A 23,604-nucleotide genomic window follows, 5' to 3' on the forward strand; every position below is an offset into this window, starting at 1 on the left:
TCAGCGTTGCGCGGTGGATGTTTCAGGCTGTCGCGACCCCGCCTGACGCAGCGCGACGGACTCTTGCAGTTCGGCCAGACGGGCGAGATATTCATCGGTAAACATGCGCATATCGGCGCCCACTTCCCGGTTCTTGGTCACCAGCCGGTTGTAGCCGAACAGCGCCGGAATGGCCACGAACAGCCCCATGGCGGTGGCGACCAGCGCGGCCGCCATACCGGGAGCGATGGCGTTGATATTGACGTCGCCCGCCATCGCGGTGCCGAGAAACACCAGGATGATGCCGAGCACCGTACCCAGCAGGCCGATATAGGGGCCGCCGGCGATAGCGTTCGATAGCGTGGACATCCGGGTGCCCAGCCGCTGGTTTTCCACCGTACGGGCCGCATCCATCGCCGCGCGGATCGCTTCTATGCCGGCCGGCGTGATTAACCGCTCGCCGCCGTTCCGATCTTCTCTTGCCCGAACTTCCCTGACCGCGACTTGATAAAGCCGCCAGAGCGAAGAATTGCCCAACGCGCCGTTGAGTTCGGGATCGTCAACCAGCGCGTCATAACGGGTACCCGCATTGGCGAAGTGCTCGCGAAAACGCAGATTGCTGCGGACCACCCGGCTCAGATGGCGATTTTTGTGGATCATGATGTACCAGGACTGGAACATCATCAGAATCAGGACGACGATCACCACCCAGGCGTCCACCGGAACCGACTTGAGCAGGAAGCCTAAACCGCCGAAGCCGAAACCGGACTGCTCCTCATCCACGCCATAGGCGACCAACCGGGCATCGACGCCCTGCGCCAGCGTATCCGCCAGCAGCAAGGAGCCGGAGCGGGCGACTTTCGACAGCCGCAGTTCATCAATCGCGCCGATAAAGGGCTGGTACTGGGGAGCTACCGGCTGGGCCTGCGTTTCCGCGGAAGCCGAACCCGCGGCATCGTCGGCATCCGCGGAAGCGGCGTCCGGCTCGCCATTGGCCTGCGTATCGGTTGAAGCCGGCGCCGCGCTCTCGCTATAACCGGCGCTGCCGGGAATGTCGCCGCCGATGGCCGTCACCGCTGCCAACGCGGGCAACGCGACGTCCAGATGGCCGATCGGACGGCCGTTAAGATAAAGATCGATACCGGCGGCCCCGGCCGTCGCCGACAGCATCTGCCACTGTCCGGCGGCGGCAAGCTGACTGGCGGCGGCCCGCTGGCCGTTGACCTCCACAAAAGGCACGCCCTGGCTCAGACCGATTAACAGCGCGTTGCCGTTATCCCGCCGGGCGTAGACCAACTGTTCGCCCTGCGCATTGTCCGGCCGGATCCAGGCGCTGAAGGTAAAAGCGCCGCCCTGGGCAAGCGCCAGCGACTGGGTAGCGGGCAGCATCAGCGGTTCCCCGCCGGTAAACAGAGCCGCCCGGCCGATCATGCCATCGATGACGGCGCCGGGCTGGTTCTGCGCATGATTGCCATAGGCGGTGGTATCGTGCGGCGTAACGCCGGAGGCATCGTCAAAGTGGTAAACCAAGGTGTAATCGGGATCGAAAATCAGCTGGCCGCTGGCCGTGGACGGCGCCTTATCGTTGCCGTAGTACATCCACAGATCCTGGCGTTGCCCGCCCTCCACCGCCGGCACATCCACCCAAATCAGCGCAATGCCCAACAGGGGATCGAAGCTTTCTATCTGATGATTGAGCACGGTCTTATCATCTCCGGCGACAAAGCGCAGATCCGCGCCCTGTTCCTGCGTGCCGTCAAAGGTAAAATTACCGGTGTGAAGGCGCACCAGCACCGGCATGCGCCCGACATTTTCCGTGATGGCGGCGCCCTGCGGGGTGGCATCAATCGAAATCTGTTTGCGGTAACTCCACTCATCCTGCCACCATGCCTGCGCCGAGAGCGGCGCCAGTATGCTGATACATATAACCAATAACGTCAGTAGGCGTTGCATGTTCTTACTCCGGGATCGGACTTGGGTTAAATTGGAATGTGTCGTCATCAGAAATTGCTGCTTACGCTGAAATGGAGACGCGGCGCGTACTTCTCGGTATCCGCCCCGTCCGTCAGGGGCCAGCCGAGATCCAGCCGCCCATCCAACCAGGACCAGGCGCTGGCTTTGGCTCCCACGCCCGTGCTGGCCATATTGAAACGGGATTTCTGCTCCGCCAGGGGATCGCGCAGCCATATCTTCGCGCCATCGACAAAAGCGTACAGACGCAGTTCGCTCAGCGGCGCGCCGATATAGGGCGCCAGCGACGGCGTACGTATTTCGGTGCTCCACATTACGCCGTCATCGCCCGCCTGCTCGGCGGCGAGATAACCGCGTACGCTGCTGGCGCCGCCGGCGGAAAATTGTTCGTTGGATACCAGCGGACCGGAAGCCATCTGGAAACCGCCCGTCAATGCCATCTGCCAGTCGCCGGCCAGCGTTTCCGTCACGCCGAAATCGCCTTTCAACAGCGCAAAATCCGGATCGGCCTTGTAACGTTTGTAATCGAACTCGGACTCATCGCTGCCGTAGCCAAAGAAATTACTGGTCGCCCATACCAGGCTCAGCCCCGCATTGCCCTGGCGCCGTTCGCCCAGATAGTAGCCGTTCCAGGACAGCGTCGCCGGCGCATACCTCAGCGGCACCTTATCGCCGCTCTCGCCAAACTGGACTTCTTCATCGAAGTCTTTCAGATCGACGCCCAGCGAAAACGAATGCAGCCATTCATCCGCCAGCGGCAGCGTATAGACGGCATTGATGCCGTACGAGTGGCCGCGGCCCAGCACATTGGTGCCGCCGATAGTGGCGACGTCGCTGTCCGAACGATAACCGGAGGCTCGCAGGCTCCAACGCTCGTTCAGCGGCATGGCGTAGCTGGCGGACCACACCTTGGCGTTATCGCTCTTTTCCGGCGCGGTAAAAAAGGTCAGCGACGCGCTGTGTCCCTGCTGCCAGAGGTTGGTGTTGCTTAGCGTGGCGACGGCGCGCAGTTTCTCGGTATCCGCGCTGTAATCGTTATTCAAGGTCAGGCTTCCGCCCCAGGGATTGCGATCGGTTACGTTCAGATCCACGTCCATGGTGCCGGGCACCATGCCCTCCTTCACCGTCGGCGTAACTTCTCGGCCGCCGCCGCGATTAATAACCGTCAGCTCCGCCTGCACCTGACTGAAGTCGGGGACGCTATCCTCGGCCAGCGCCGGCACCTCATCGCGGATTTTCAGCGGCGAATGGTACTTCGCCCCCACTACCCGCACCCGGCCGACGCGGGTTTCCGTCACTTGCAGATAGACGACGCCGCCCTGAACCTGCTGTTCCGGCAGCGCCACATAAACCGAGTGATAGCCCTTATCCTGATAGACTTTTTGCAGTGCGCCCTGCGCGCCTTCCACATCGGCCAATGTCTTCTGCGGTCCGAGGAAGGGGTAGACCGCTTTTTCAATTTCGCGGTTGGTCAGCACCGTATTGCCGCGGATGATGTATTCACTGATATAGACCCTGGGCGCCGCGTCGGGATCCGGGGCCGCCGCGGAATCCTGCCGGGATGCATCGGCGTCATCCCGGCCTTGCGTCTGTTCCGCCGACGATACGGCGGGCAACGCCAGCGCCACGGCCAGGGTAAGCGGAGCCAGACGGTATTTTTTCTTATTCACGTCACGCACTGATGAATTCTCCGTATATGAAATCGCATCATCTTTCGCATGCGGCGCACAGCGACGATGCTTGTCACGATCAAGACGGATAACGACGGCAAAGACCGAACCTTTGTCACCGAATATTCACAAAAATGGCAGGGGTATCGTTTGGATAAGAACGAAGATACGGGATGGATACTTACTTTCCTTGATGAGTACGTTTCGTGAATGGCCGCCATTTTCATGTTACTCCGTAGCATGAAAATGGCTGGCGGTTACAGCGAGAGGTCGTTTTTTTCCTCCTGAGTCAGCAACGCGGCGGCCCGGGGGCTTAGCGGACCGGCGCCCAACACTTGGATGGCGCTGTCGGGCTGGTAATCCGGCGGGCCGTTGCGCGCGCCGTCCAGCGGCGCGTCGCCGCCCGGCTGCAGCCGCTCGTTGCCGTAGCCGAGGATCTCGACGCTGATAATGGAAGGCCGGTTACCCTGCGCCTGGCGATTGATCTGCTCCGCCGCCTGCACTGCCGACGAGGCCGCCTGGCTGGCCGAGGTCAGCGCGCCGACGTTCACCGTTACCGCCACCGGCAGCCCGGTGGATTCCCCCTGCACCTGGATATTCTCCGCATTCACCACCCGCAGCGCCGCGATATTGACGTTGCCCGACACTCTGATGCCCGCTTCGCCGGCATCGATGGTGCCCAAGGGTGCTACCAGATCCACGTCGCCCGCCGGCACCTCCGGGATCGGGTTGAGCGTGGCGATGCCCGCGCCGGTGCTCGGCACGGTCGGCGACAGCGCCACGTTGCCCCACTGGTCGTACACCCGGCGCGGCAGGGTATAGACCAGGGTGGTTTTGCTGCCGCGGCCGGCGTTGATATCGCCCTCGTCCGACCAGGCCAGGATATCGCCGCCGAAGGTGGTCATGATGCGGCTCTGGCCGAGCAGAATGCTGCCCAGCGAGTAGAGCTGGATATTTCCCTGCCCCTGGGTGATCAGCCCGGCGGTGGCGGGCGGCACCGCACCCTCCACGCCGTAGGTCTGCGCGCCGCCCGGCGTCAGCACCTGGATGTCGCCGCCGACGTTGGTGTGGATGCCAGCGCCGCCGTAAGCCAGCACATCGCCGCCGTAGGCGATGGATTTGCCGTCGGCATCCGCGGTCGGGAACAGCGCGGCGATGGCCTCGCGGCCGCGCAGGTAGCTGCCGAAGCGCGGGCCTTCGGCGTCATTGTACTCGCGGCCGCCCGCACGCAGCTCGGCGAAGTAGATCCGGCGGGCGAAGATGCGCTGCTGTTCGGCCGGCAGCGCCGCGAAGTAGGCTCGCGCATCCGCCGCCGCGCTTTCGCCGCCGGCGGGCGCAAAGCCGTAGCGCTCGGCCAGCCATGCGATCAGCTCGGCCTCGTAGGTTTTGGCCACCTTGCCGGGCTGGTCGGCCAGCGGCAGGCCGGAGGTCACGTCGGCCTGGTTGGCGGGGTCGAGATACAGATCGAGGAAACCGCTCCAGTCGGCGCCCTGCGTACCCAGACCGGCCTGCACCACGATGCCGGCGCCGGGGCGGCCGTCGCCGGCGAGCACCGAGCCGAGGCTGGTGATGGCGGATTCGCCGTAGATCGGTAGATTATTCAGATCCGATCCCACCTGCCCGGCCAGCAGAATATTGCGGCCAGCGGAAACCTCCAGCGTACCGGGGCCGGCGACGTTGAAGTTGGAATAGAGGATGTCGCGCCCGGCATCGACGATGGAGACATCGGTGGCGCTGCCGTGGACGAACAGATTGCCGCTGCTGGTGCCGGTAATGCCAGTTTGTAAGTTCGACGGCGTACTGGCGATTTCAGCGGGGAAACCCACCGAACCATTAAGCAGTCTGCCGGAGCGCACAATGTCGCGGCCGGCGCGCATCCACACCGGACCGGCGCCTTCATACCAGGACTGCCCGGCGCGCTGTCCATTGGTGAACGTCAGGATCTCGCCGCTGCCCAGGCCGACGATATCGCCGGTCAACGCGTATAGCCGTACCGGCGCGACACTCTCATCGTTCGTGGCGGTGTTCGGGCCGAAGGTAAACAGCGGGAAGCGATTCGTTTCCGGCCGGATGGCATCGGCGGACAGATTGTACGTTGTGGTCAAGGAACCACCCGAAGTAAACACGCCGAACGCGGGACTGAACGGCGTAGGCAACGCAGCAGTGTCGGCGGCGGAGACGCTGAACACATAGCCGCCGGCGTAGATCGCGTCGCCCGCCAGCAGCGCCAGGCTGGCGTTGGCCGAGGGCGCCAACAGCAACGAATAGGCGGCGTTGTAATCGACCGCAAGGGTGCTGCCCAGCGCCGAAGGGCCGAGATAGAGGCTGCCGCCGGGCGCCGCCGCGCTCAACTGCGCCGGCCAGACGAAGCGGCCGTCGGTGGGCGAGGTATTCCTGCCCGCGATCGGCGATGCATTGGATACATCGCCCAACTGCACGCTGGGGGTCAGATCGCCGCCGGCGGAGAACAGGTTGATGGCGGTATTGTCCGTCCACAGCGAGAACCAGCCGTAGCCGCCGGACTGCGGCGCGCCCCCATTCTGCGCATAGGGCATGGAGACCGGCAGGGTCACCCGTCCAGGATCGCCGCTGCCGGAAACCACCAGATCGCCGCGCGTCAGCAGCGTGGCCACCGCGTCGCCCAGCATCAGCACCGGCCCGCCGGTGGCGGTAGCCAGCGAGGAGCTATAAGGATCGTAGGCGCGCGTTTCGCGGTCATCGACCTGACCAGAATGGGATTGGTAATATATCAGCGCCACGCCGCCCGCGGCGCCGGCCTGCAACGCCAAATCGCCGCGCAGGTTGGCCAGTACCCCGTTCAAGTCGAGGTTCTGCCTGCGGTAATCGGCGGCAGTGGACGCCGTGGTGTTCGGATTCGGCACCGCGCGGGCGGTCAGCCCGGGGTTGAGATCGCCGCCGACGGTCAGCGTCATATCGCCGCCGCCGGTCAGCAGGATGCTGCCGTCGGCCAGCACCCGCCCGCTGGAGGCCACCGTCAGCGCCAGCCCCTGACTGCGCGGCTGGTTGCTGGACGACGTGTCGGAGCCGCGGCGCGTCAGCAGACCCGCGTCGCCGGCCACCTGTACCGTCAGATTGCCGCCGCCCAGGGTGCCGACGCCGGTGAAGCCGACCAGTTCCGGAATGGCGGAAACCGCAAGACCGTCGGTGCTACTCAACGCCCCCTTTTGTCCATTCACATGCCCAGTGCTGGATACATAGGTACCGAAGTTGATCCACCAGCTGGTGGCAATGGCGTCCACCCCGGCGGTGTCGCCGCTGCCCTGGCGCCATAGCCAGTTGCCCACATCCACGCTGCTGCGTTGCATGCGCAGATCCTCACCCTCTCTGGTCGGGTTGTAGGTCGCCAGCATATCGCCGGTGAAATCGCCGCCGGCGCGCAGCAACAAATCGCCGCCGCCGTCCGGGTACCAGGCGGCGTAGAGGCTGCTGTCGCCGCCGTCGACCAGCGCCTCGTAGAGCGGTCCGGCCTTTTCCTCCCCTTCGGGCGTTTCGGCCGTGTTGCTGGTATTGAGGTAAGTGCCGTCGGCGGCTTTGGCTCGAGCCTGATTGAAAGCTGCCGCCTGGTCGCCCGCCAGCGAGGCGGTGGAGGCGCCCGCGGTATAGACGCCGTAGAGCGACTGCATGGCGACGTCGCCGCCGGCGATCAGATCCAGATCGCCGGTGCCGGTACGCAGCACGCTAAAGTTCTGCGCCACCGGGTAGACTGCAATAACGTCGCCGATAACAGTTTGATCGGGCGTACCGGGAATCGGCTCTTTGAGCCTGATGCACAAGCCAGGAATACTATTGCAATAACTGCTCCACTCATCCGGCACAGGCGTGCCAACCGTGAAGCTGGGATCGAAGAGCGAACCAAACTCACCCCACACATATTCCACCTTTACACACCAGCCGGCTTCGTTACATGCACTGCTCCACTCATCTGGCACAGGCGTTCCAGGTGTGAACCCAAACAACTCTCCCATTTCATCCCAATACCACACATAACCGGGTTGTTCCGGCGTGCCCGGGATCATGGTGGTCTCTCTTTGCTTATAAAGGCTGTAATGCGTATCGGCCAACACCAGATCGCCCTTGCCGTCCGCCCGGGTCAGGCGCGGATCGGCGGCTGCGGTATCAGCGCCGGCAACCAGCCGCAGGCTCCACGACGACGATCCCTCCGGCAGCATCTGCGCCAGCGCCCAGTTACGGGTCACTGCGCCCTCGGGGCGCAGGTTTACACTAAGCGCATCGCCCGGCAGCTTAACGTCGGTCATCGACGGGATCAGCGCCCCCATATTCAACGTGAGACTGCCCGCCAGCAGAAGCGTGGAGCCGCCAGCGGTGTCAGGCAGCGCCACGCCCGCCGGCCAGATCATGGCCCGCAGACTGGTCGCCGCCGTCAGGCGGAACCCCGCCCCCAACGTGCTGTCGGCCGGCAGGGTCAACGCTTGCCCCAGCAATGTGCCCGCCCGGTAGCGCGTGCCGTCCGCCAGCGTCACGTCGCCGGCCAGCACGGTATTGGCCGGCAGCGTCAGCTCGGCCGCCAACTGCGCCGACGACGGTAGTACCGTGCCCGCCGCCAGCGTCGCCGCCTGCAGCGGTAGATCGTAATTGAGCACCTTGCCCACCAGAAAGCGCGTGCCCTCGGCCAGCACCACGCCGGCGCGCGGCACCACCACGTCGCCGCCGTAGCCCTGCACGCCCGGCGTCAGCACCCAACCGTCATCGTCCGGGGTAGCCGGCGGCGGCGTGAAGCCGTCATTGACGCTGCCGTAGATCGACAGATCTCCGCCGGCGCGCACCACCAGCGCCCCCGGCTCGCCCGAGCCGGGGGCGCCGCTCTGCTGCGCATTCGGGTTGAGACTGGCGTAGCGGTAGCCCGACAGATCCAGATCGCCGTTCACCACCAGATCGCCCGCCGTGACGATCTCGACGCCGGGACGTAAGTGGAACGCCTGCCGGTAGGTAGCGTTGTTAAGTCCGGCCAGTTTGCCGTTCAGCAGGTCGGCGTTTTGCAACGCGGCGGTGATAAAGGCGGCGCTGTCCTCATGTTTCCGGTCCAGATAATCCTGGTCGATAAGCTGCCAAGGCTGACCGCCGGCCGCTTCATCGGCGCCGGCCGGCGCATCGTCATAGCGCCGCACCGCGTTGAGGGCGATCGACTGCGCGCCCTCGATGATATAGTTGCCGCCGGCGTCGACGGCAATGTCGCCTTCGCCATCGGCGCCCAGGCGCGGCGCATATAGCTCCAGCCGGCCGCGTGCGACGTCGTCGGCCAGCGACGGGTCCGACTGCACCCGCGCATCATCGGTACCGTGGCGCAGATCGATGCGCGCGCCGTCAGCCAGGATCAGCGCGCCCTGGCCCGAGTTCAGCTCCACCGTCGCCCGGTTGGCGGCGTCGATCGCCTCGCCGTAGCTGTCCAGACGCAGCAGCGTGCCGTGCGCATCCAGCAGCGCATTCCCTGCCAGGGTCAGCCCCTGCCCGCCCGCCAGACGGATGCTGCCCACCCGCTCGCCGCCGGCGTCCACCGTGCCGGCCACCGTCAGATGGCCGCCATCGAGCGACACCTCAATCTGGTTGGCCTTGAGTCCGTCGCCGATGACCAGATCGTCCTGTTTCAACTGGAAGCTGCGCAGGCCGTAGACCTCGCCCTGGTTGAGCCGTTCGTTGAGCGCCGCGAATGCCGCGCTCAGCTCGCCGCCCAGCGTCTGCGCCCGCAGCGTAACGCGACCGGCCAGATAGGGCACCTCGGTGCCGCCGGCATCGTAATAGCCGCTGGCCGAACCCAGCACCGCGCCCTGCAGATCGACGGCGCCGGCTGCCTCGCCCAACGCGGTGACGGTCAGGCTGCCGGCCTGATTATACTCGGCCGACAGATCGATGGTGGAACCGGCGGACTGGCTCACATTGCCCGCCGCGCTCGTCAGGAGCGCATCGCCGCCCCAACTATACTGAGTGGCCGCCTCGTCGTCGAAGAACGCGATGCTGCGGCCCGATAGATCGAGGTACGCGAGATCGCCTAACGCCACGTCGTCCTGCGCCGCCAGCGTCAACTTGCCGCTGGGCAGAGCTATCGTAGTATTCAGATTCAGGCTCTTGCCGGCGGTCAGCGCCCATTCGGCGCCCAGTTCGCTCATCGTCACCGTGGACGGATCGGCCGCGCCGGCGGCGGGCGCGAAGACCGCAATCGCGCCGCCGGCCGTGATTTTGCCGGCCGCCCCATCTTCACCAGTCAGCAGCGGCGTGACGATATTCAGGTCGCCGCCGCCGTACTGCCAGCCCTCGCCGGTGACGTACTCGCCCTGCGACTGGTATACCGCCAGCGTACCGGCATTGTTGGCGGTGATGCGCTCGCTGGCGGCAAGGTGGACGCTGGCGAAGCCCAGCGCCAGCCGGTCCAGCGAACTCACCCCGTCGGGTTGGCCGTAGCCGCCGTAGCCGAAACTGATGCGCTCGGCCTCCACCTGGAACACGCCGGAACCGGTGCCGGCGCCGTCCGTCGCTACCGCGCCGGGCGCATCGGACGAGCCGTTCCACACCAGATGGCCGGTTTTGATCAGCGCCACGTCATCGGCGTCGCCGTAGCCGTAGACGGCCGGCGTGGTCAGCAGCAGCTCGTCCAGCAACGAGTTGCCGTCGTCGTCCAGCGTCGACAGGGTGATGTCCTCGAAGAAGTTCACCGACTGACCGGCGATCAGTTCAAGAGTTTCCAGCGCCGGCGCGCCCGTGCCGCTATCGCCCTGCAGCAGGCGCGTCAGCACCTGCTGGTTAAGCGTCAGGCCGGAAGTCAGCGCGCCGCGCACGGCGGCGGCGGCCAGCGCCTCGGCCGAGCCGATATTGAAAGCGCCCACCGCCAGGCTTAGCTGGCGGGTGCCGTAGCGCACTGCGTCGTCGAGTTGGAAGTCGTTGTCGGTAACGAAGGCGATGGTGCCTTCCGAATAGAGTTGCGTCATGCCCGCGCAGTCGCCCGAAGCGCAGGCGCCCACCCGGATGGGGCCAGGGGTGGTCGTACTATCACCTTTGCTCGGCGCCAGCCACTGCTGGACGCCGTTGGAGACGGATACCACGCTGCGGGGGCCGGGCTGGTAGATAAAGCCGTCGTTCGAATCGTAGGCCGCCGCGCCCTGGCCCAGGGTATTGATAATCGCGCCCTGCTCGATTTCGATGGCGCCATCGCCTAAATAAGTGCTGATCCGCGTAATCAACATCACCTCCGGCGCGGCGAGTTCCGAACCGCCGCGCAGCATGATGGAAGTAGCGACGCCGTCTATGGTACGGCTCATCTGCACCAGGTTGCCGCCCTGACCATAATCCACATACGGCAAACCACCGATGACCAGGCGATTGACGTCGGCCTTGTTCAGATCCGAAGCACGCAGCGCGATGGCGAAGTCCGCCGACGGCGCCGCGGCGTCGCCGAGGATCTCGATCCCAGTCCGCTGCCGAGTACGGCCAGCGTGCTGCCGTAACCGCCCTCGGCCGCCTCGCCCAGCACCGTGCCGGCAAATTGCAGGCTGAGCGCCTCGCTCTCTTTTTCGCGGGTGGTAAACCCCAGTTGCAGCAGCTTGGCGTCAGCCTCGATCTGCGCGCGTGGAATGCCGCGCGTCGCCGCGTCCGCCGCCGCGAACGCGGCGTAGCTGGTCTCGTTGTACTGCGAATAGGTACGAAGTACGTCCGCCGGAGTCAGGATCAACTGGCTCGCCAGGCTGTCGCGGATATTCGTCCCTGCGATGGATATCACCCCCGAGGCCGAGTATGAGCCATTGCGCATCGCGGCGGCGGCGGTGGCCGTGCCCTGGCCGGCCAGGCCATTGATCTCTACCCGGAATGCGCCGGGCAGCAGGGCGTAGGTGGAGGGTAGCAAGGTGTAGGTGCCCGCCGGCAGACCCGGCACGCCGGCGCCGAGAGTGATCTGCTGACCGAGCAGCGAATCGACCGCGCCGCCCTCGCCGCCGGCCGGCGCCGCTATCGCCTGAATACCCGGCACCAGCGCGTAGACCGGGTTGCTGTCCAGCCCCGGCAAGGTGAGGCCATCGCCGCCCAGTTGCGCCAGCGGCGTGTAGCGCGCATCGGTGGAACCGCCGCGGCCGGAGATGAAGCCCGCGCCGGTCAGTTCGCCGCCGCCGGACAGGTCAATCACCGCCCCCTCCCTCACGTCCACCAACTGCCCAGTCAGGGTCACGCTGCCGGCAGCGGTCGAGCCCACGCCGTTCAGCGCAATCTCCTGACCGGCGTATTCCCAGCTCACGCCGTCAGTGGTGCCGCCATAGGGCATTACCAGCCCGGCCGCGCTGACCGAGGTCAGGCTGTCGGCAAGCAAATTGACGATTTTAGTACTACGACTCGCGCCTCGTGAAACCCCCAGGTTCAGCGCTCCCAATGGGGCGCGTAGCACGCCGCCCTGATTGATGATGGCAGCGCCCAACGTCAGGCTGCCGAATACCGAGTAAGGGACCGCGGGCGTTTCGCCAGTGGTACGCATCAGCGTCAGCCGGCGATCCGGATCGTAGTCCACGCCGTCACCGCGCCATCCGGCGTATACCGTGGCAGTGGCGCCGGTGGCCGGGTAGATCTGCGCCGCCGCCAACGTCAGGTCGCCTGGCACATAGAGTTGGGTACCGTTAGCCTGAGTCGCCGCCAGAAAGCGCAGGTCGCCGCTGCTCACCAATTGCATATCCGCGAAGCCGCGCCGGTCCACCACCGTCGCCAGCCCTTCGGTCGAGGCAGTGCCGCCGCGTACGCCGACGTTGAGCTGGTCACGCACCTCCAGCAACTGGCCGGCTTGGATCAACAGGGTGCCGGCCAGATCCTGTTGGGATACGCCGGCGGACCCGCCGCTGTGTACGGTAGGATGAATGCGATTGTCCCCCCCACCGCGCCGCCCATTCCCGCCAGGCGCACATAGGGAGCGGTTAGCGAGACGCGGGTGTCCGCGGACGCTTCGTCGGACAGCCCCAGCACGCGGGCATGCAGGTTGAGCGACTGACCCAGCGTCAGCGACAGGTCGCCGTCGAAACTCAGCAGGCCGTCGCTGGCCAGCGTCAGGCCGTCGAAACCGCCGGCTGCGACCCGGTCCGCGCCGATCGCGCCATAGCCGTAGGCCAGTTGGTCGGCGGCCTCATCAGCGCCGAGGCCGGCGGCCAGCGGACTTTCCGCCTGCGTTTGGCTCAGCACCAGCTCGCGCGCCAGCCGCACCCGTTCATCCGCGCCCGTCGCATACAGCGGCGTATCCAGCACCAGCGTCAGGCTGCCGCCGGCGGCGTTCGCCCCCCCGGCCGCAGCGCGCAGCACCCCGTCGATATACAGACCGTTGCTGGTGGCCAGAGTGATGGCGCCCCCAGCGCCGGCCACCTCAATCGCGCCCAGACCGGGGATATCCAACACGGCGCTAGCGCCCGATGCGTCCAGCAACGCGCCCTCACGCACCACTACAAACAGATCGTCAGCATCGGCGTTGCCGGTTATATCCGCCACCCCGGCAGTGCCGCTTGCAGGATCAAAAGCGCCGCCGATGACAATCTCGCCGCCGGCGTCGACGATGCCGTAGCGGCGGCCCAGCGCATCCGTCGCCACCGTGGCACGGCCAGCCGCATCCAGCACCGCCTGTTCTCCGATCCAGATGGAACGGCCGCCGGCATCCGTCGTGGACGTTTCGATCGCGCCCAGTTCGATGCGGCCGCCCCAGGCGTTGAGCGCGCCTTCCACCGTCAACTGGCCGACGCTGCGCACTTCGATGGACTGGCCCGGATCGACCGTAACCGTCGCCCCTTTGCCGATCAACGCTTGAGTCAGCGCCTTGTCGGCGGAGCTGGACTGCGCCGTGCCGGCCAGCAGCGTCAGACCGGCGCCTTTACGCTGAGTCAGCACGCCGACGGCCGCATCTTCCTGATACAGCGGCGGCGTCCATAGTTCCAGCGCCTCGGCGATCGGCGTACCGGTGACGGCAACCTGTGTGGCCGTTCCGTAACGATAGACCGGCATATCTGCGTCGACCGTCGCGTCTTCGGCCACCGACATGCCGCGCATGCCGGTGACACGGTACTGCGAGAATCCTTTGTCGAAAAACATCTCGTCCAGCCACAAACCCGCGTCGGCTTGATCCTCTTCACCGCCGATCGTCACCCGTTCCGCCAGCAGATCCAGCGTGCCGCCGCCGTCGACGCCATAGCCGCGCAGTTCTCCATCCAGAACAAAGGCGCCCTCGTCCGATGCGTTGTTGGCGTTGGCCACCAGGGTAATATCGCCCCCCGTGCCGCCGCTAAAACTGCCGTCCGCGCCCAGCGCCGCGCCGGAGGAAACATCGACTACGCTGCCCGCGCTTAGCGTCACATCGCCGCTGCTGCGCAGGGAGACGCCGCCGCCGTTCACATAGGGCAACCCGCTGATGTCCGCCGCGTCCAGCCGCAGATTGCTCCACAGACCGCTGGCGTCCAGCGTTGCGCCCGGCCCTAGCGTGACCGCCGCCGTGCCGGCCGGCGCCGCCAGCACCGTATCCTCGACGCGCAAGTTGCTGCCGATCTGTTTGAGCACATTGCCCAGACGGATATTGCCGCCGTGCGCCGCAAGATCCGCATTGACTTCCACCCGCGGGCCGTACAGCGTGATCTCGCCGCCGTTGCCCACCGTCAGCGCGTCATCCACCGTGATGGCGTCCGTCGCCGCGATGCGCAGCGCCCCCAGACCGATGTCGTTGAGCAGATCGGTGTCCAGATACAGAGCGCCCTGGCGCTCTTCCGGCAGTTCGCCGTCCAGCGCCAGATCGGCGGCGATGGCCGCTACCTCGGCGCTCAACACTACCGACTGTACGGCGCCGGACGTCGCCGTCAGGCCATATTGCAGCGTGCCGCTGTCCTTGACGTAGTACGGCGTGTACTGCCCCACCACCAACTGCGCGCCGCGCGCCGCCGCCTTCTGCGACTGACTGTAGCCGTCCAGACCCGCCTGCGCCGCCTGCGTCTGGCGCTCGCCCTGATAGGTGTCGCCGGCGATCTCCCCCTCCAGCACTGCGTTTTTCGTGCCGATCACCAGCGTGCCGGCATCGCGGCCCACCGTGTAGCCGTTTTCCAGCCGGCTCTGCGGCGCGATAAGAGAGTTGTAGAAGGTTTCCGTTATTCCCCAACGGCTATGCTCGACCTCATATCCCTGGTATATCCCCGTGTACAATATATCGGCCGGCGCGCTGGAGATTTGGTATAGCCGGCCGTCGCTGCCCTTGAGCCAGCTCAGATTGATTTTTCCGCTCTGCACGTCCAGTGTGCCGCCGGACAGGTTGATCTGCGATCCGGCCTGGGTCACCACCTCATTGCCGGCGAAGCTGACCGTGCCGCCCTGCGCCATCCATTCGCCTACGCCGTGGCCCTGGGCGCCCAGATAACCGCTCACTTCCAGCAGCCCGCCGGCGGTGTACCAGCGGTCGGACTCGTAGCCGTTGGTGCCGGCCGGCACGTAGATCAGCTCGCGCGCGTCCACCCACACGTCGGTGCTGCTAAGCGCTCCGCTGTCGCGGTTGAGCGCGGCGTCGCGCAGTTCATTGCCCTGCACGTTGACTTTGACGCTGTTGCTCTCCATCGCCACCTTGACGCCCAGCGCGCCGGCGACGTCGATAACCGCGCCGTCGCGCACCAGCGCGCGCGACGCGGCTTCCACCGCCACCTGTCCGCCGGTGGCCAGCGTCAGCGAATCCCCGGCAAAGTCCACCGTGTCGCCCTTGATCTCCACCAGCGACAGATCGCGGCGGTATTTATCGGCCGCGACGATATTCTGGTCGTCCGCTGAGGTATCCACCCCCGGCGCCAGCAGGCTGTCGCGCTGGCTGTCCAGCACGCTGGCGTCGGTGTTCTCCAGCAGGATCGCCGTGACGCTGTCCGCGCCCAGCGTTACGCCGTTCGCCGCCGTCAGATGCACGGTGCCGCGCACGTCCTGCGAGGTGGTGGAAACCGCCACGCCCTGCTGCCGCACCTCGCTTCCGGTCAGGGTGATATCGCCGGTGGCGGCGCGGATCAGGCCGCTGTTAAGCGCCGTACCGTCGCCGCTGACGGTGACCTCGTTGCCGCGCGTGGTGGAACTCTGATTGCCGTCGGTGCCATAGCCCTTTTTGATGGTAAAGCTGTCGCCGGCTGCCAGCACGGTCTGGCCGTTGACGGTGACGATTTCACCGGCATTTTCCGTTTCTTTCCCCAGCAGCAGCACATAGCCGCCGCCGGCGGTGACGCTTTGCGGCGCATGGGTGGTAAGCTGCGCCCCCTGATCCACCTTCACCGCGCCGCCCGCAGCAGTGAAAGTGGCGGCGCCATTAACGCCGTACAGCCCGCTATTAAACTGGCTGTCGCTGATATTGGCCGCCGCGGCCACCAGATTGCGCACGTTGACCTGCGACGACCCGCTGAATACCACGCCGTTGCGGTTGACGATCATCACCGTGCCGTCGGCGTTGATCTGCCCCTGGATCTGCGAGGGGCGCGAATTCGGGTCGTTCACCCGGTTCAGTACCGCCCAGCTCGCATCCTGTTGGAAGTTGAGCGTGGTGTTTTTACCCACGTTGAAGGTCTCCCAGTTGAGGATCGCCTTGTCGGCGGTCTGTTCGACGGTGACCGTGGTTTTGCCGCCGGAGACCGTATGGGTCGGGTCTTTGGCGTTAAGCCAGCCTTTGGTGAGCGGGTCGGCATCCACTTTCAGGCCGCCGGCGGCCAAGCCGTCGGGAATGTCGGACGCCGCCTGCTGCGCCGCCGCCTGCACGGCCTGCTGGCTGGCGATAAGGGAGGCGCTGCGCGCCAGATTGCCGACGGAGCGCTGCAACTGCTGACTGGCATCCTGCTGCTGTTTCAATATCGAGGACCCCGGCTGGGCGGCGCCGCTCCCTGTCCCGGCGGCGGGATTCTGCGCGGCGGCGGCTCGGGCGGCCCCCGCCTGCGCGAACCAGGCGCTGCTGAACGGTCTGGCGCCGGCCTGGACGTTTCCCGCAAGCAGTAATAGCGATAAGGTATAAGCCAGCGGCGACAGACGGAAAAATCCGCCTAACCGCGGGCCGGCATGTTTTTTTGTGGCTCGCCGTCCATGGCCGTCACCCTTACGAGCCGCCGCTGAACGCGACGTCAAAAACCTCTCCCGGAAGTTTTTTGACGGGTATACCGACTTCACATCAGCGATGTTTTTCTTGCAGGAACATTCAGGGCTAAGGGATGGCATCATGACTTCCTTTCAGGGTAACGGTCATAACCGGTTCGCGCCGACGCACTCAGTCAACGTCATTTCACGACTTACTTTTCTTGTATGACCGCTCCTGGCGGGTGAGACCGAACTCCGTTCATAAAAAGTTCATGGTTTGGCCGGCGCGACGCGCAGGGATCGATGACGGGATGATCGTGATGACCGTAAGCCAGAAACCCCGTTGCGTATTCCTCCGCAATGGGGCGTACCTGTAATCACCGAATGTGGTTAGCGCCTTCGCTTGACGCTAGCCGATGAGAAATAGACCGGGAGGAACCAACCTTCCGCACGCCCCGATCGGCTATCCTGCCGATACGGGGTTTGCGCAGTTGACGACATCATGTTTTTTCAGCGTCGTTGGAATGAAAAATATCCTCTGCATCGGACGGTTTCCGCGCCGGATGCCGTATCCGTAGGGTGTGCAACAGGCCATGATTGATGCAGAACTCCCCCGTATTGTCATGCAGCGCCTCATGGTTGGCGAGGCAGCGGCATACAATCCCAAGTGCGCCCGGATCGGTGCTGACCATATCCATGTCATGGATAAACGGTTCCGCCTTCGGCAATTTTTCGGAAATCCGATCGTAGCCGATAAACCAGCGCCAGAGCATGTTGTAGGTTAGAATTTCATAGACCTGGCGGGCGCTGGTGCGCGAATACAGAATTTGCAGCAGCCAAGCGCGTATTACCGTGCGGGCGTTGACGCCGCAAATGCATTTTTCGCCGAGTTTGCTCACTGCGTCATGCTCGCCGGCCATGACATCATCGATCGCTTCGCGCAGGTCAACCAGCGCATGCGACGGGGGAATGAAGGAAGAAAGGTGATCCATTTCAACCCACAGCGGATGAGCCACCAGCCATACCCAAGGCACGCCGTAGCGTTTAACCATGACGGGCTGTATTTTTCTCGCCTTATCCACCCATTCCGACAGTTTTAAATCCAGTTTCGACAGCGATACGTTATGGATGCTGTCTTCCAAATTGCCGTTTATTGATCTTCGCTGCTTCATTCAGACTTCTCCATCCGTCTGCGCAATAGCTCAGATAATCAAATGCTGCAATTCTATATTGGTCCGCAATCGACCGCGGAAGGGCTGCTTGTGCAGCCGTTGACCAATATGCCCCGCCGCGCACCGCATGCGCGTCGCACATATCCCTGGGTCTTATTTAGTTCAACCGATACAATGAATTACATAATAATTTTTTCGTCGTCCCGTTTTTTCTAGTTGCTGCTTTTTTAGTCTTTTATTGTAAAGGTTGTAACTTTACGTGATAAAAATGAGATTACAATGAATGGAAATCACGAACATTACCAGGGGAAACGTCCGGCGTGTCCGGCCACAGAAGAACCGATGGAACGTGCTTCAGGCATAAAGCAGACGGTGAGTAGCAGTGATGATATATGAAAGGAATATGACAAATTTCTTCGAGGTTTGAGTTTGCCGACAAAGTTCAAAACGTTGCCGCTAGTAGCCCCACCGTCCCACTGTCTTGTCAGGAGGCGGAGCTAACGTATTAAAAATTCCTGTTTTTTCTCTCCTCTGCAAAGGAGGATACGGGTGAGGTTAAATCCAGAATGACAAACTGGCCGCAGTTCCCTCTGCCAACGACGCTTTCAGCGAACTCGCTCAATACCTGATATTCCTCTGGCGGGCAACGCGGGAGCGGCAAGACGAAGGGTGCCGTCCGCCTGTCCGATCGTCACGCCGGCCGCGTCTATGACGTCGAGCGTAACGCCGCGCAGCAACTCCTCCCCCTCAATGTAGGCTCTGGGCGCCGCGCCGTTAATCGCCAGTAAAGCCACCGCCCGGTCATGGCGCAGGATCAGCCCCTGCACGGCAATATTCAGACGAACCTGGCCGGGCTCGAACCACCCGGCAACCGCGGCGCCGGCAGGATCGTCCGCCCGCGCCATAGAATCCGCCGGTTGCGCCGCTGGCTCGCCCGGAGAACGCAACACATAGACCCAGAAACAGATGGCCGCCCCGGCGGCGCACAGCCCTAGCAGATGAGTCAGACGCGCCGAAAAGCAGACGGATGGACGTTTCCAGGTAAAATTCATCACAACGATCCTCTACCAACAAGCGAGAAGAGCGGCTTGTCGCCGAATGCGCACATGTGGCGGGTTTATCGCCCGCCGCCAGAAAAATTTTTACCGATCATACCAACGCCACATTACATGTTTATTATTTCGCCGCCTCCTGATTATTTATTATTCAATTTCGCGCTAACGCTGGAAACCATGCTAATGAAATGCGCCAGTAGCAGACAACAGGGTTTTTCTCTGATCGAGGTTATGGTGGTGCTGGTCATCATCGGCATCGCCACGGCCGCCGTCAGCGTGAGCATGGCGCCGGATCCGGCGGCGAATCTGCGGCTCGATGCGCGGGAACTGGCGGAACGGCTGGCTGCGGCGCAGTATGAGACGCGCATCGACGGACGCATCATCGTGTGGGAGCCGCTGGGCGACGGCTATCGTTTTGTCCGCGGGGTCTGGGTCGAGCAGCCCGGCAGCGTCGTGCCGCGCGTGACGACCGCCGGAAAACTCGATGATTTCGCCCGCGACGATGCGCTGCGGCCGCGCCGCTGGCGCGACGGCGCGGTCGAGGTCGCGCCGCCGACGCCGCTACGTCTGACGTCCGAATGGCTCGGCGCGCCGCTGCGTTTGGAACTGCGACGCGGCGGGCACAGCATCGCCATCGTGCGCGCCGCCGACGGCGGCTTTCAGGTGCAATAGAATGCGCGGGCGTCTCCCGGTAGGGCGGGAACAGGCTCGCCAGCGCGGCTTTACCCTGATTGAAGTGCTGGTGGCGCTGACCATCGTCAGCGTGGCGCTGGCGGCCTTTGCGCGCATCACCGGCCAGACCGCCGCCAATCTCGGCCATATCGAACAACAGTCGCTGGCCATGCTGTCAGCCGAAAACAGCCTGGCGGAACTGCGTATCGGCACGTTGCCGGCGCCCGGCGTGCGCCGCTTCGAGTGCCCCCAGGGCGAACGGCGCTTTGCGTGCCGCGTATCGATCGAACCGCCGCGGCAAGGGGTGTACGACGTCGCCGTGGACGTCTATGCCGGGCGCGACGACGACCATAGCCTGGCCTCTCTGCGGACCCAACTGCCGGCGGCGCGGCCATGATGCGGCATGCGCGCGGCCAGTCCGGTTTTACGCTGATCGAGGTGATGATCGCCCTTGTTATCATGGCGACGCTCAGCATCATGACCTGGCGCGGACTAGATAGCATGAACCGCGCCGATGCCCAATTGCGCGTCCGTACCGCAGAGACCGCCCGTCTTATGCGCGTCCTGCAGCAGATCGATCGCGATCTGGCCTGGCGCGCCACGGTTGAACTGCCGCCGCTCGGCCCGGCGAAAAGTGTTTCGCTGCTGCCGGCGGGGATCACGGCGCGCAGGACGGCGCAGACGCCGTTGCTGCTCGAAGTGGTGCGGGCGGCGCCCGCCGAACCGGGACGCTGGCAGCGCGTGCAGTGGTGGGTGCAGGCGGACACGCTGTACCGCGCCGCGGGCGAAGCTGCCGCCGCCTACCCGCTACCGGCGCCGCGGACAGCGGATCGCATCGCGCTGCTGACGGACGTGACGGCGTTCGAGGCGCGGGCCTGGGAGCCGGGACAAGGCTGGCGAAGATTACCGGCCGCCGATCGGGCCGGCGCGTTCGCCACCGGGCTGGAGATCAGGTTGGGCGTGCGCCGTGACGCCGGTCCGTCATCTGCCTACCGGCGCGTTATCGCCTTTGATTGAGGCGTTTGCCATAAAGCGCCGGCAGCCGCCCGACTCTGCGCATCACGTTGCTTACTGCGCACGGCCGATGCCGTTGCACACATTTGGATTGCCGATGCTCAAGCTGCTGTTGGCGTTCCAGAAGGTATCGCGGATCGCCCGTTTCCAATCGTTACGCAGTGGAACAAAACCATGAGTTGCAATAGCGGTATCGTTGACGGTGCCATACTGCTGATTGAAGAATTCTCGGATCCGCAAGTTATCACCCGCATCTTTATAGCACTGACTAAAGAGCAAGTTAGTGGAGGCGACAATAGGATAACCCTGCTCTGGATTAGCGTTGCTGATGCCCCACTTGGCCGGGTCGGCTTTGTCTGCGGCAGTGGACGGCGGCGTCACCGTTTGAAGCACCGCCTGAATATTGACCTCGGCCGGCAGTAGTCCATTGATCGATGCAACCCTGGCCGGATTATCGTAGTCGACCTTATCGGGACCGGCATAGCCTATCGAATAGGGCGTGTTATTTACCGCGTTCACCACGCCGCTGTCGCCGGTAGCGGCGACAAACTTCGACGAACTGTTGACATTGATTACTTTGGTAAAGTCATTGCTGACGGACCACACCAGCCCGGAGTTTATCGCGTTAAGATAGCGCAGAAAGATTTCGCTGGCGCCGTTTTCATCGCTACGGTAAACGACCTTGATATCCGCATTCGGCGCATTAGCAATCCCCAGCGCCGGATCATTCCATGTCAGCACGGCCGGATCCGCGAAAATTCGCGCCAGTTGTCCACTGGTCAGATTTAGCGAACCGAGTCCCGGCACGTTAAAAGGTACGGCGATCGACGTAATGGCGACCGGCACCTGGATTAGCGGACCGAAAGCGGACTCGCTGTTAATCTGGTAGTTCTGCAACTCGGTGGCGCTAAGCAGCGAATCGCTGCCGGCATAGTCGACAGGGGTGCCGGCAGCCAGGTTTAACTTCGTGGCGTCGTTGTTGAGAAAGGCGCTCTTGCCATTGCCGCTGCCTGCGCCGATATAAGCGTTGAAACCGGGCAAGGGTGTTTTCGTCAGGATCTCATTGTACAGATCTTCCGGCAGCGTGGCGCCGCCGCCGACGCGACTCCCGCCATCATCATACCGACCGCGGCCAGCGCTTTCAGAGTAAACCACATGTTCATACCCATGTTCTCCTGTCTTTCCGCTCGTGCCGCCATCATGGCTGGAGGCACGGACAGTGCTATATTCGAAACGGTAAAGGCCGGGCGGATGCACGCGCCCGACCGGCCTGATAACAAAGGCTAAACCGTAGCCGCGCAGATCCCGTTCCCGGCTACGCTTCCCTTTCAAACTCTGCCAGTTACTGCGGACGGCCGATGCCGTTACACACGTCAGCCTTGCCGATGCTCAGGCTGCTGTTGGTACTCCAAAAGGTATCGCGGATCGCCTGTTTCCAATCGTTACGCAGTGGAACAAAACCATGAGCTGCAATAACGGTATCGTTGACGGTGCCATACTGCTGAGTGAAGAATTCTCGGATCCGCAGGTTATCACCCGCATCTTTATAGCACTGACTAAAGAGCAAGTTAGTGGAGGCGACAATAGGATAACCCTGAGCCGGATTGGCGTTGCTGATGCCCCACTTGGTCGGATCGGCTTTGTCCGCGGCAGTGGACGGCAACGTCACAGTTTCAAGTACAGCCTGAACGTTGACTTCGGTCGGCAACAGACCGTTGATGGCGGCGACCTTGGCCGGGTTATCGTAGTCGACCTTATCGGGGCTGACATAGCCGATCGAATAAGGCGTGCTGTTCACTTTACTCACCACATCGTCACTACCAGTAGCGGCGATATACTTTTCAGTATCGGTGACGGTGATTACTTTAGAAAAGTCTTTATTAACAGATGGTACCGACCCAGCAGCCACCGCATTAAGATGTCGTAGAAAGATTTCACTAGTACCGCTTTCATCAGCACGGTAGACAATCTTAATCGCTTGGCTCGGGCCTCCAACTTCATTCCAGTTCTTTATCTCACCGGCAAAAATCTTCGCTAGTTGATCGCTGGTCAGATTCAGAGAGGTTCGACCGGATACGTTATAAGGCACCGTCACCGAAGTCAGCACCGAGGGCACCTGGATCAGCGGGCCAAAAGTTGATTCGCTGTTGGTTTTGTAGTTCTGAGCCTCAGTCGCACTAACCAGCGAATCGCTGCCGGCATAATCGACGGGGGTGCCGGCAGGCAGGTTGAACTTCGTGGCGTCGTTGTTGAAGAAAGCCGTCTTACCGTTGCCGCTGCCTACGCCGATATAAGGATTGAAACCAGGAAAGGGTGTTTTCGTCAGGATCTCGTTGTAAAGCTCCTCCGGCAGCGTAGCGCCGCCGCCGACCACCGCCGCTGAAGCGGCGCCAGCCATCATCATCATGCCGGCCGCTGCCAGCGCTTTCAGTTTAAACTGCATTTTCATGTCATGCTCCTTCCCGTGTCAGGATGAGTGCTTGAAAAAAATCAGGAAACTGCATCTGCGGGCATGCGATAGATTGGTTAGCGACCACCGCCCGCCGGACCTGGGTCCGTTCCGTCGCCTTTCTCCGGCAACGGGGATATTATGGCGGGGCAGCATGACGCCCTGTTAAACTAAATACCCGAATTCAAAAGAAAATCTTCCCGAACTTTTCTCTTATTCGCGGTGGTCGGCACCGCCGTGCGTCAGAATAGAATCCACTTCGCCGGCTATGAGTAATTGCTTAATAGTGTGTATAAAATTTACACAAGGTAACCGTCTGCATCCGCCGATCCCGATACCTCTCCGAATACGGCGCCATGACCAAATTCCCCTAACATGGCAAAAACCATCCGGGGGTATTCCGTTCGCGGGGGAGTTTGCGCCAATGCTGGAGTTTTTTTATGACGGGCTCCCTACCCATTCCCCTCAGGACCGTCGCAGGCAACGTTTAACATCGCTCCCGGCGGTTTTTTAGCAACGGGCGGCGCAGGACATATAATTTACGAGGCATCCCGGTCAGGACCGGCAGCCTA

13 protein-coding genes are annotated in these 23,604 nt (G+C 63.3%); 4 read left to right on the plus strand and 9 right to left on the minus strand.

What is annotated here, in order from left to right:
* On the minus strand, positions 1-1,932 hold the full coding sequence (locus HC231_RS12915) for a DUF2341 domain-containing protein (protein ID WP_208227040.1): 1,932 nt from the start codon (positions 1,930-1,932) through the stop codon (positions 1-3).
* 47 nt (positions 1,933-1,979) lie between these two features.
* Positions 1,980-3,629, minus strand: coding sequence for a ShlB/FhaC/HecB family hemolysin secretion/activation protein (locus tag HC231_RS12920; protein ID WP_208227041.1), 1,650 nt, complete (start codon positions 3,627-3,629; stop codon positions 1,980-1,982).
* A 57-nt stretch (positions 3,630-3,686) separates the two neighbouring features.
* Between HC231_RS12920 and HC231_RS12925 the strand changes: the two genes are divergently transcribed.
* Complete coding sequence (locus HC231_RS12925) at positions 3,687-3,830, plus strand: hypothetical protein (protein WP_208227042.1); 144 nt, start codon at positions 3,687-3,689, stop codon at positions 3,828-3,830.
* 47 nt (positions 3,831-3,877) lie between these two features.
* Here the strand turns inward: HC231_RS12925 and HC231_RS12930 are convergent, their stop codons facing one another.
* The 5 genes from HC231_RS12930 to HC231_RS12950 form a co-directional block, all read right to left on the minus strand.
* The gene (locus HC231_RS12930; protein ID WP_208227043.1) at positions 3,878-10,942 is read right to left on the minus strand and encodes a filamentous haemagglutinin family protein; all 7,065 of its coding nucleotides are present in this window, start codon (positions 10,940-10,942) and stop codon (positions 3,878-3,880) included.
* Between the two features lie 44 nt (positions 10,943-10,986).
* The gene (locus tag HC231_RS12935; RefSeq protein ID WP_208227044.1) at positions 10,987-12,417 is read right to left on the minus strand and encodes a hypothetical protein; all 1,431 of its coding nucleotides are present in this window, start codon (positions 12,415-12,417) and stop codon (positions 10,987-10,989) included.
* Positions 12,414-16,721, minus strand: a complete 4,308-nt coding sequence (locus HC231_RS12940; protein WP_208227045.1) for a two-partner secretion domain-containing protein — start codon at positions 16,719-16,721, stop codon at positions 12,414-12,416. Before HC231_RS12940 ends, HC231_RS12935 begins: the two co-directional genes overlap by 4 nt.
* 449 nt (positions 16,722-17,170) lie before the next feature.
* Positions 17,171-17,842, minus strand: a complete 672-nt coding sequence (locus HC231_RS12945; RefSeq protein WP_208227046.1) for a transposase — start codon at positions 17,840-17,842, stop codon at positions 17,171-17,173.
* A 605-nt stretch (positions 17,843-18,447) separates the two neighbouring features.
* Positions 18,448-18,894 carry a hypothetical protein gene (locus HC231_RS12950; RefSeq protein WP_208227047.1) on the minus strand — a complete coding sequence of 149 codons (447 nt, stop codon included), beginning with the start codon at positions 18,892-18,894 and terminating at the stop codon, positions 18,448-18,450.
* A 117-nt stretch (positions 18,895-19,011) separates the two neighbouring features.
* Here HC231_RS12950 and HC231_RS12955 point away from each other — a divergent pair, with 117 nt between their 5' ends.
* Genes HC231_RS12955 through HC231_RS12965 form a run of 3 tightly spaced genes read left to right on the plus strand, consistent with a single transcriptional unit; the run spans position 19,012 to position 20,586 of the window.
* The gene (locus tag HC231_RS12955) at positions 19,012-19,569 is read left to right on the plus strand and encodes a prepilin-type N-terminal cleavage/methylation domain-containing protein (protein ID WP_208227048.1); all 558 of its coding nucleotides are present in this window, start codon (positions 19,012-19,014) and stop codon (positions 19,567-19,569) included.
* A gap of 1 nt (position 19,570) precedes the next feature.
* Positions 19,571-19,966, plus strand: a complete 396-nt coding sequence (gspI, locus tag HC231_RS12960) for a type II secretion system minor pseudopilin GspI (protein WP_208227049.1) — start codon at positions 19,571-19,573, stop codon at positions 19,964-19,966.
* A complete protein-coding gene (locus tag HC231_RS12965; RefSeq protein ID WP_208227050.1) occupies positions 19,963-20,586 on the plus strand; it encodes a PulJ/GspJ family protein in 624 nt (207 codons plus the stop codon). The genes gspI and HC231_RS12965 overlap by 4 nt, the downstream gene beginning before the upstream one ends.
* Positions 20,587-20,637: 51 nt before the next feature.
* Here HC231_RS12965 and HC231_RS12970 read toward each other — a convergent pair whose 3' ends face one another.
* Positions 20,638-21,915 (minus strand): substrate-binding domain-containing protein, encoded by a 1,278-nt coding sequence (locus HC231_RS12970; protein WP_208227051.1) that lies wholly within the window; start codon positions 21,913-21,915, stop codon positions 20,638-20,640.
* Positions 21,916-21,925: 10 nt separating this feature from the next.
* Positions 21,926-23,032: a substrate-binding domain-containing protein gene (locus HC231_RS12975; RefSeq protein ID WP_208227052.1), complete on the minus strand. Its 1,107-nt coding sequence runs from the start codon at positions 23,030-23,032 to the stop codon at positions 21,926-21,928.
* Positions 23,033-23,604 lie beyond the last annotated feature (572 nt).

Source organism: Brenneria izadpanahii (genome assembly GCF_017569925.1).
Lineage (GTDB): Bacteria > Pseudomonadota > Gammaproteobacteria > Enterobacterales > Enterobacteriaceae > Brenneria > Brenneria izadpanahii.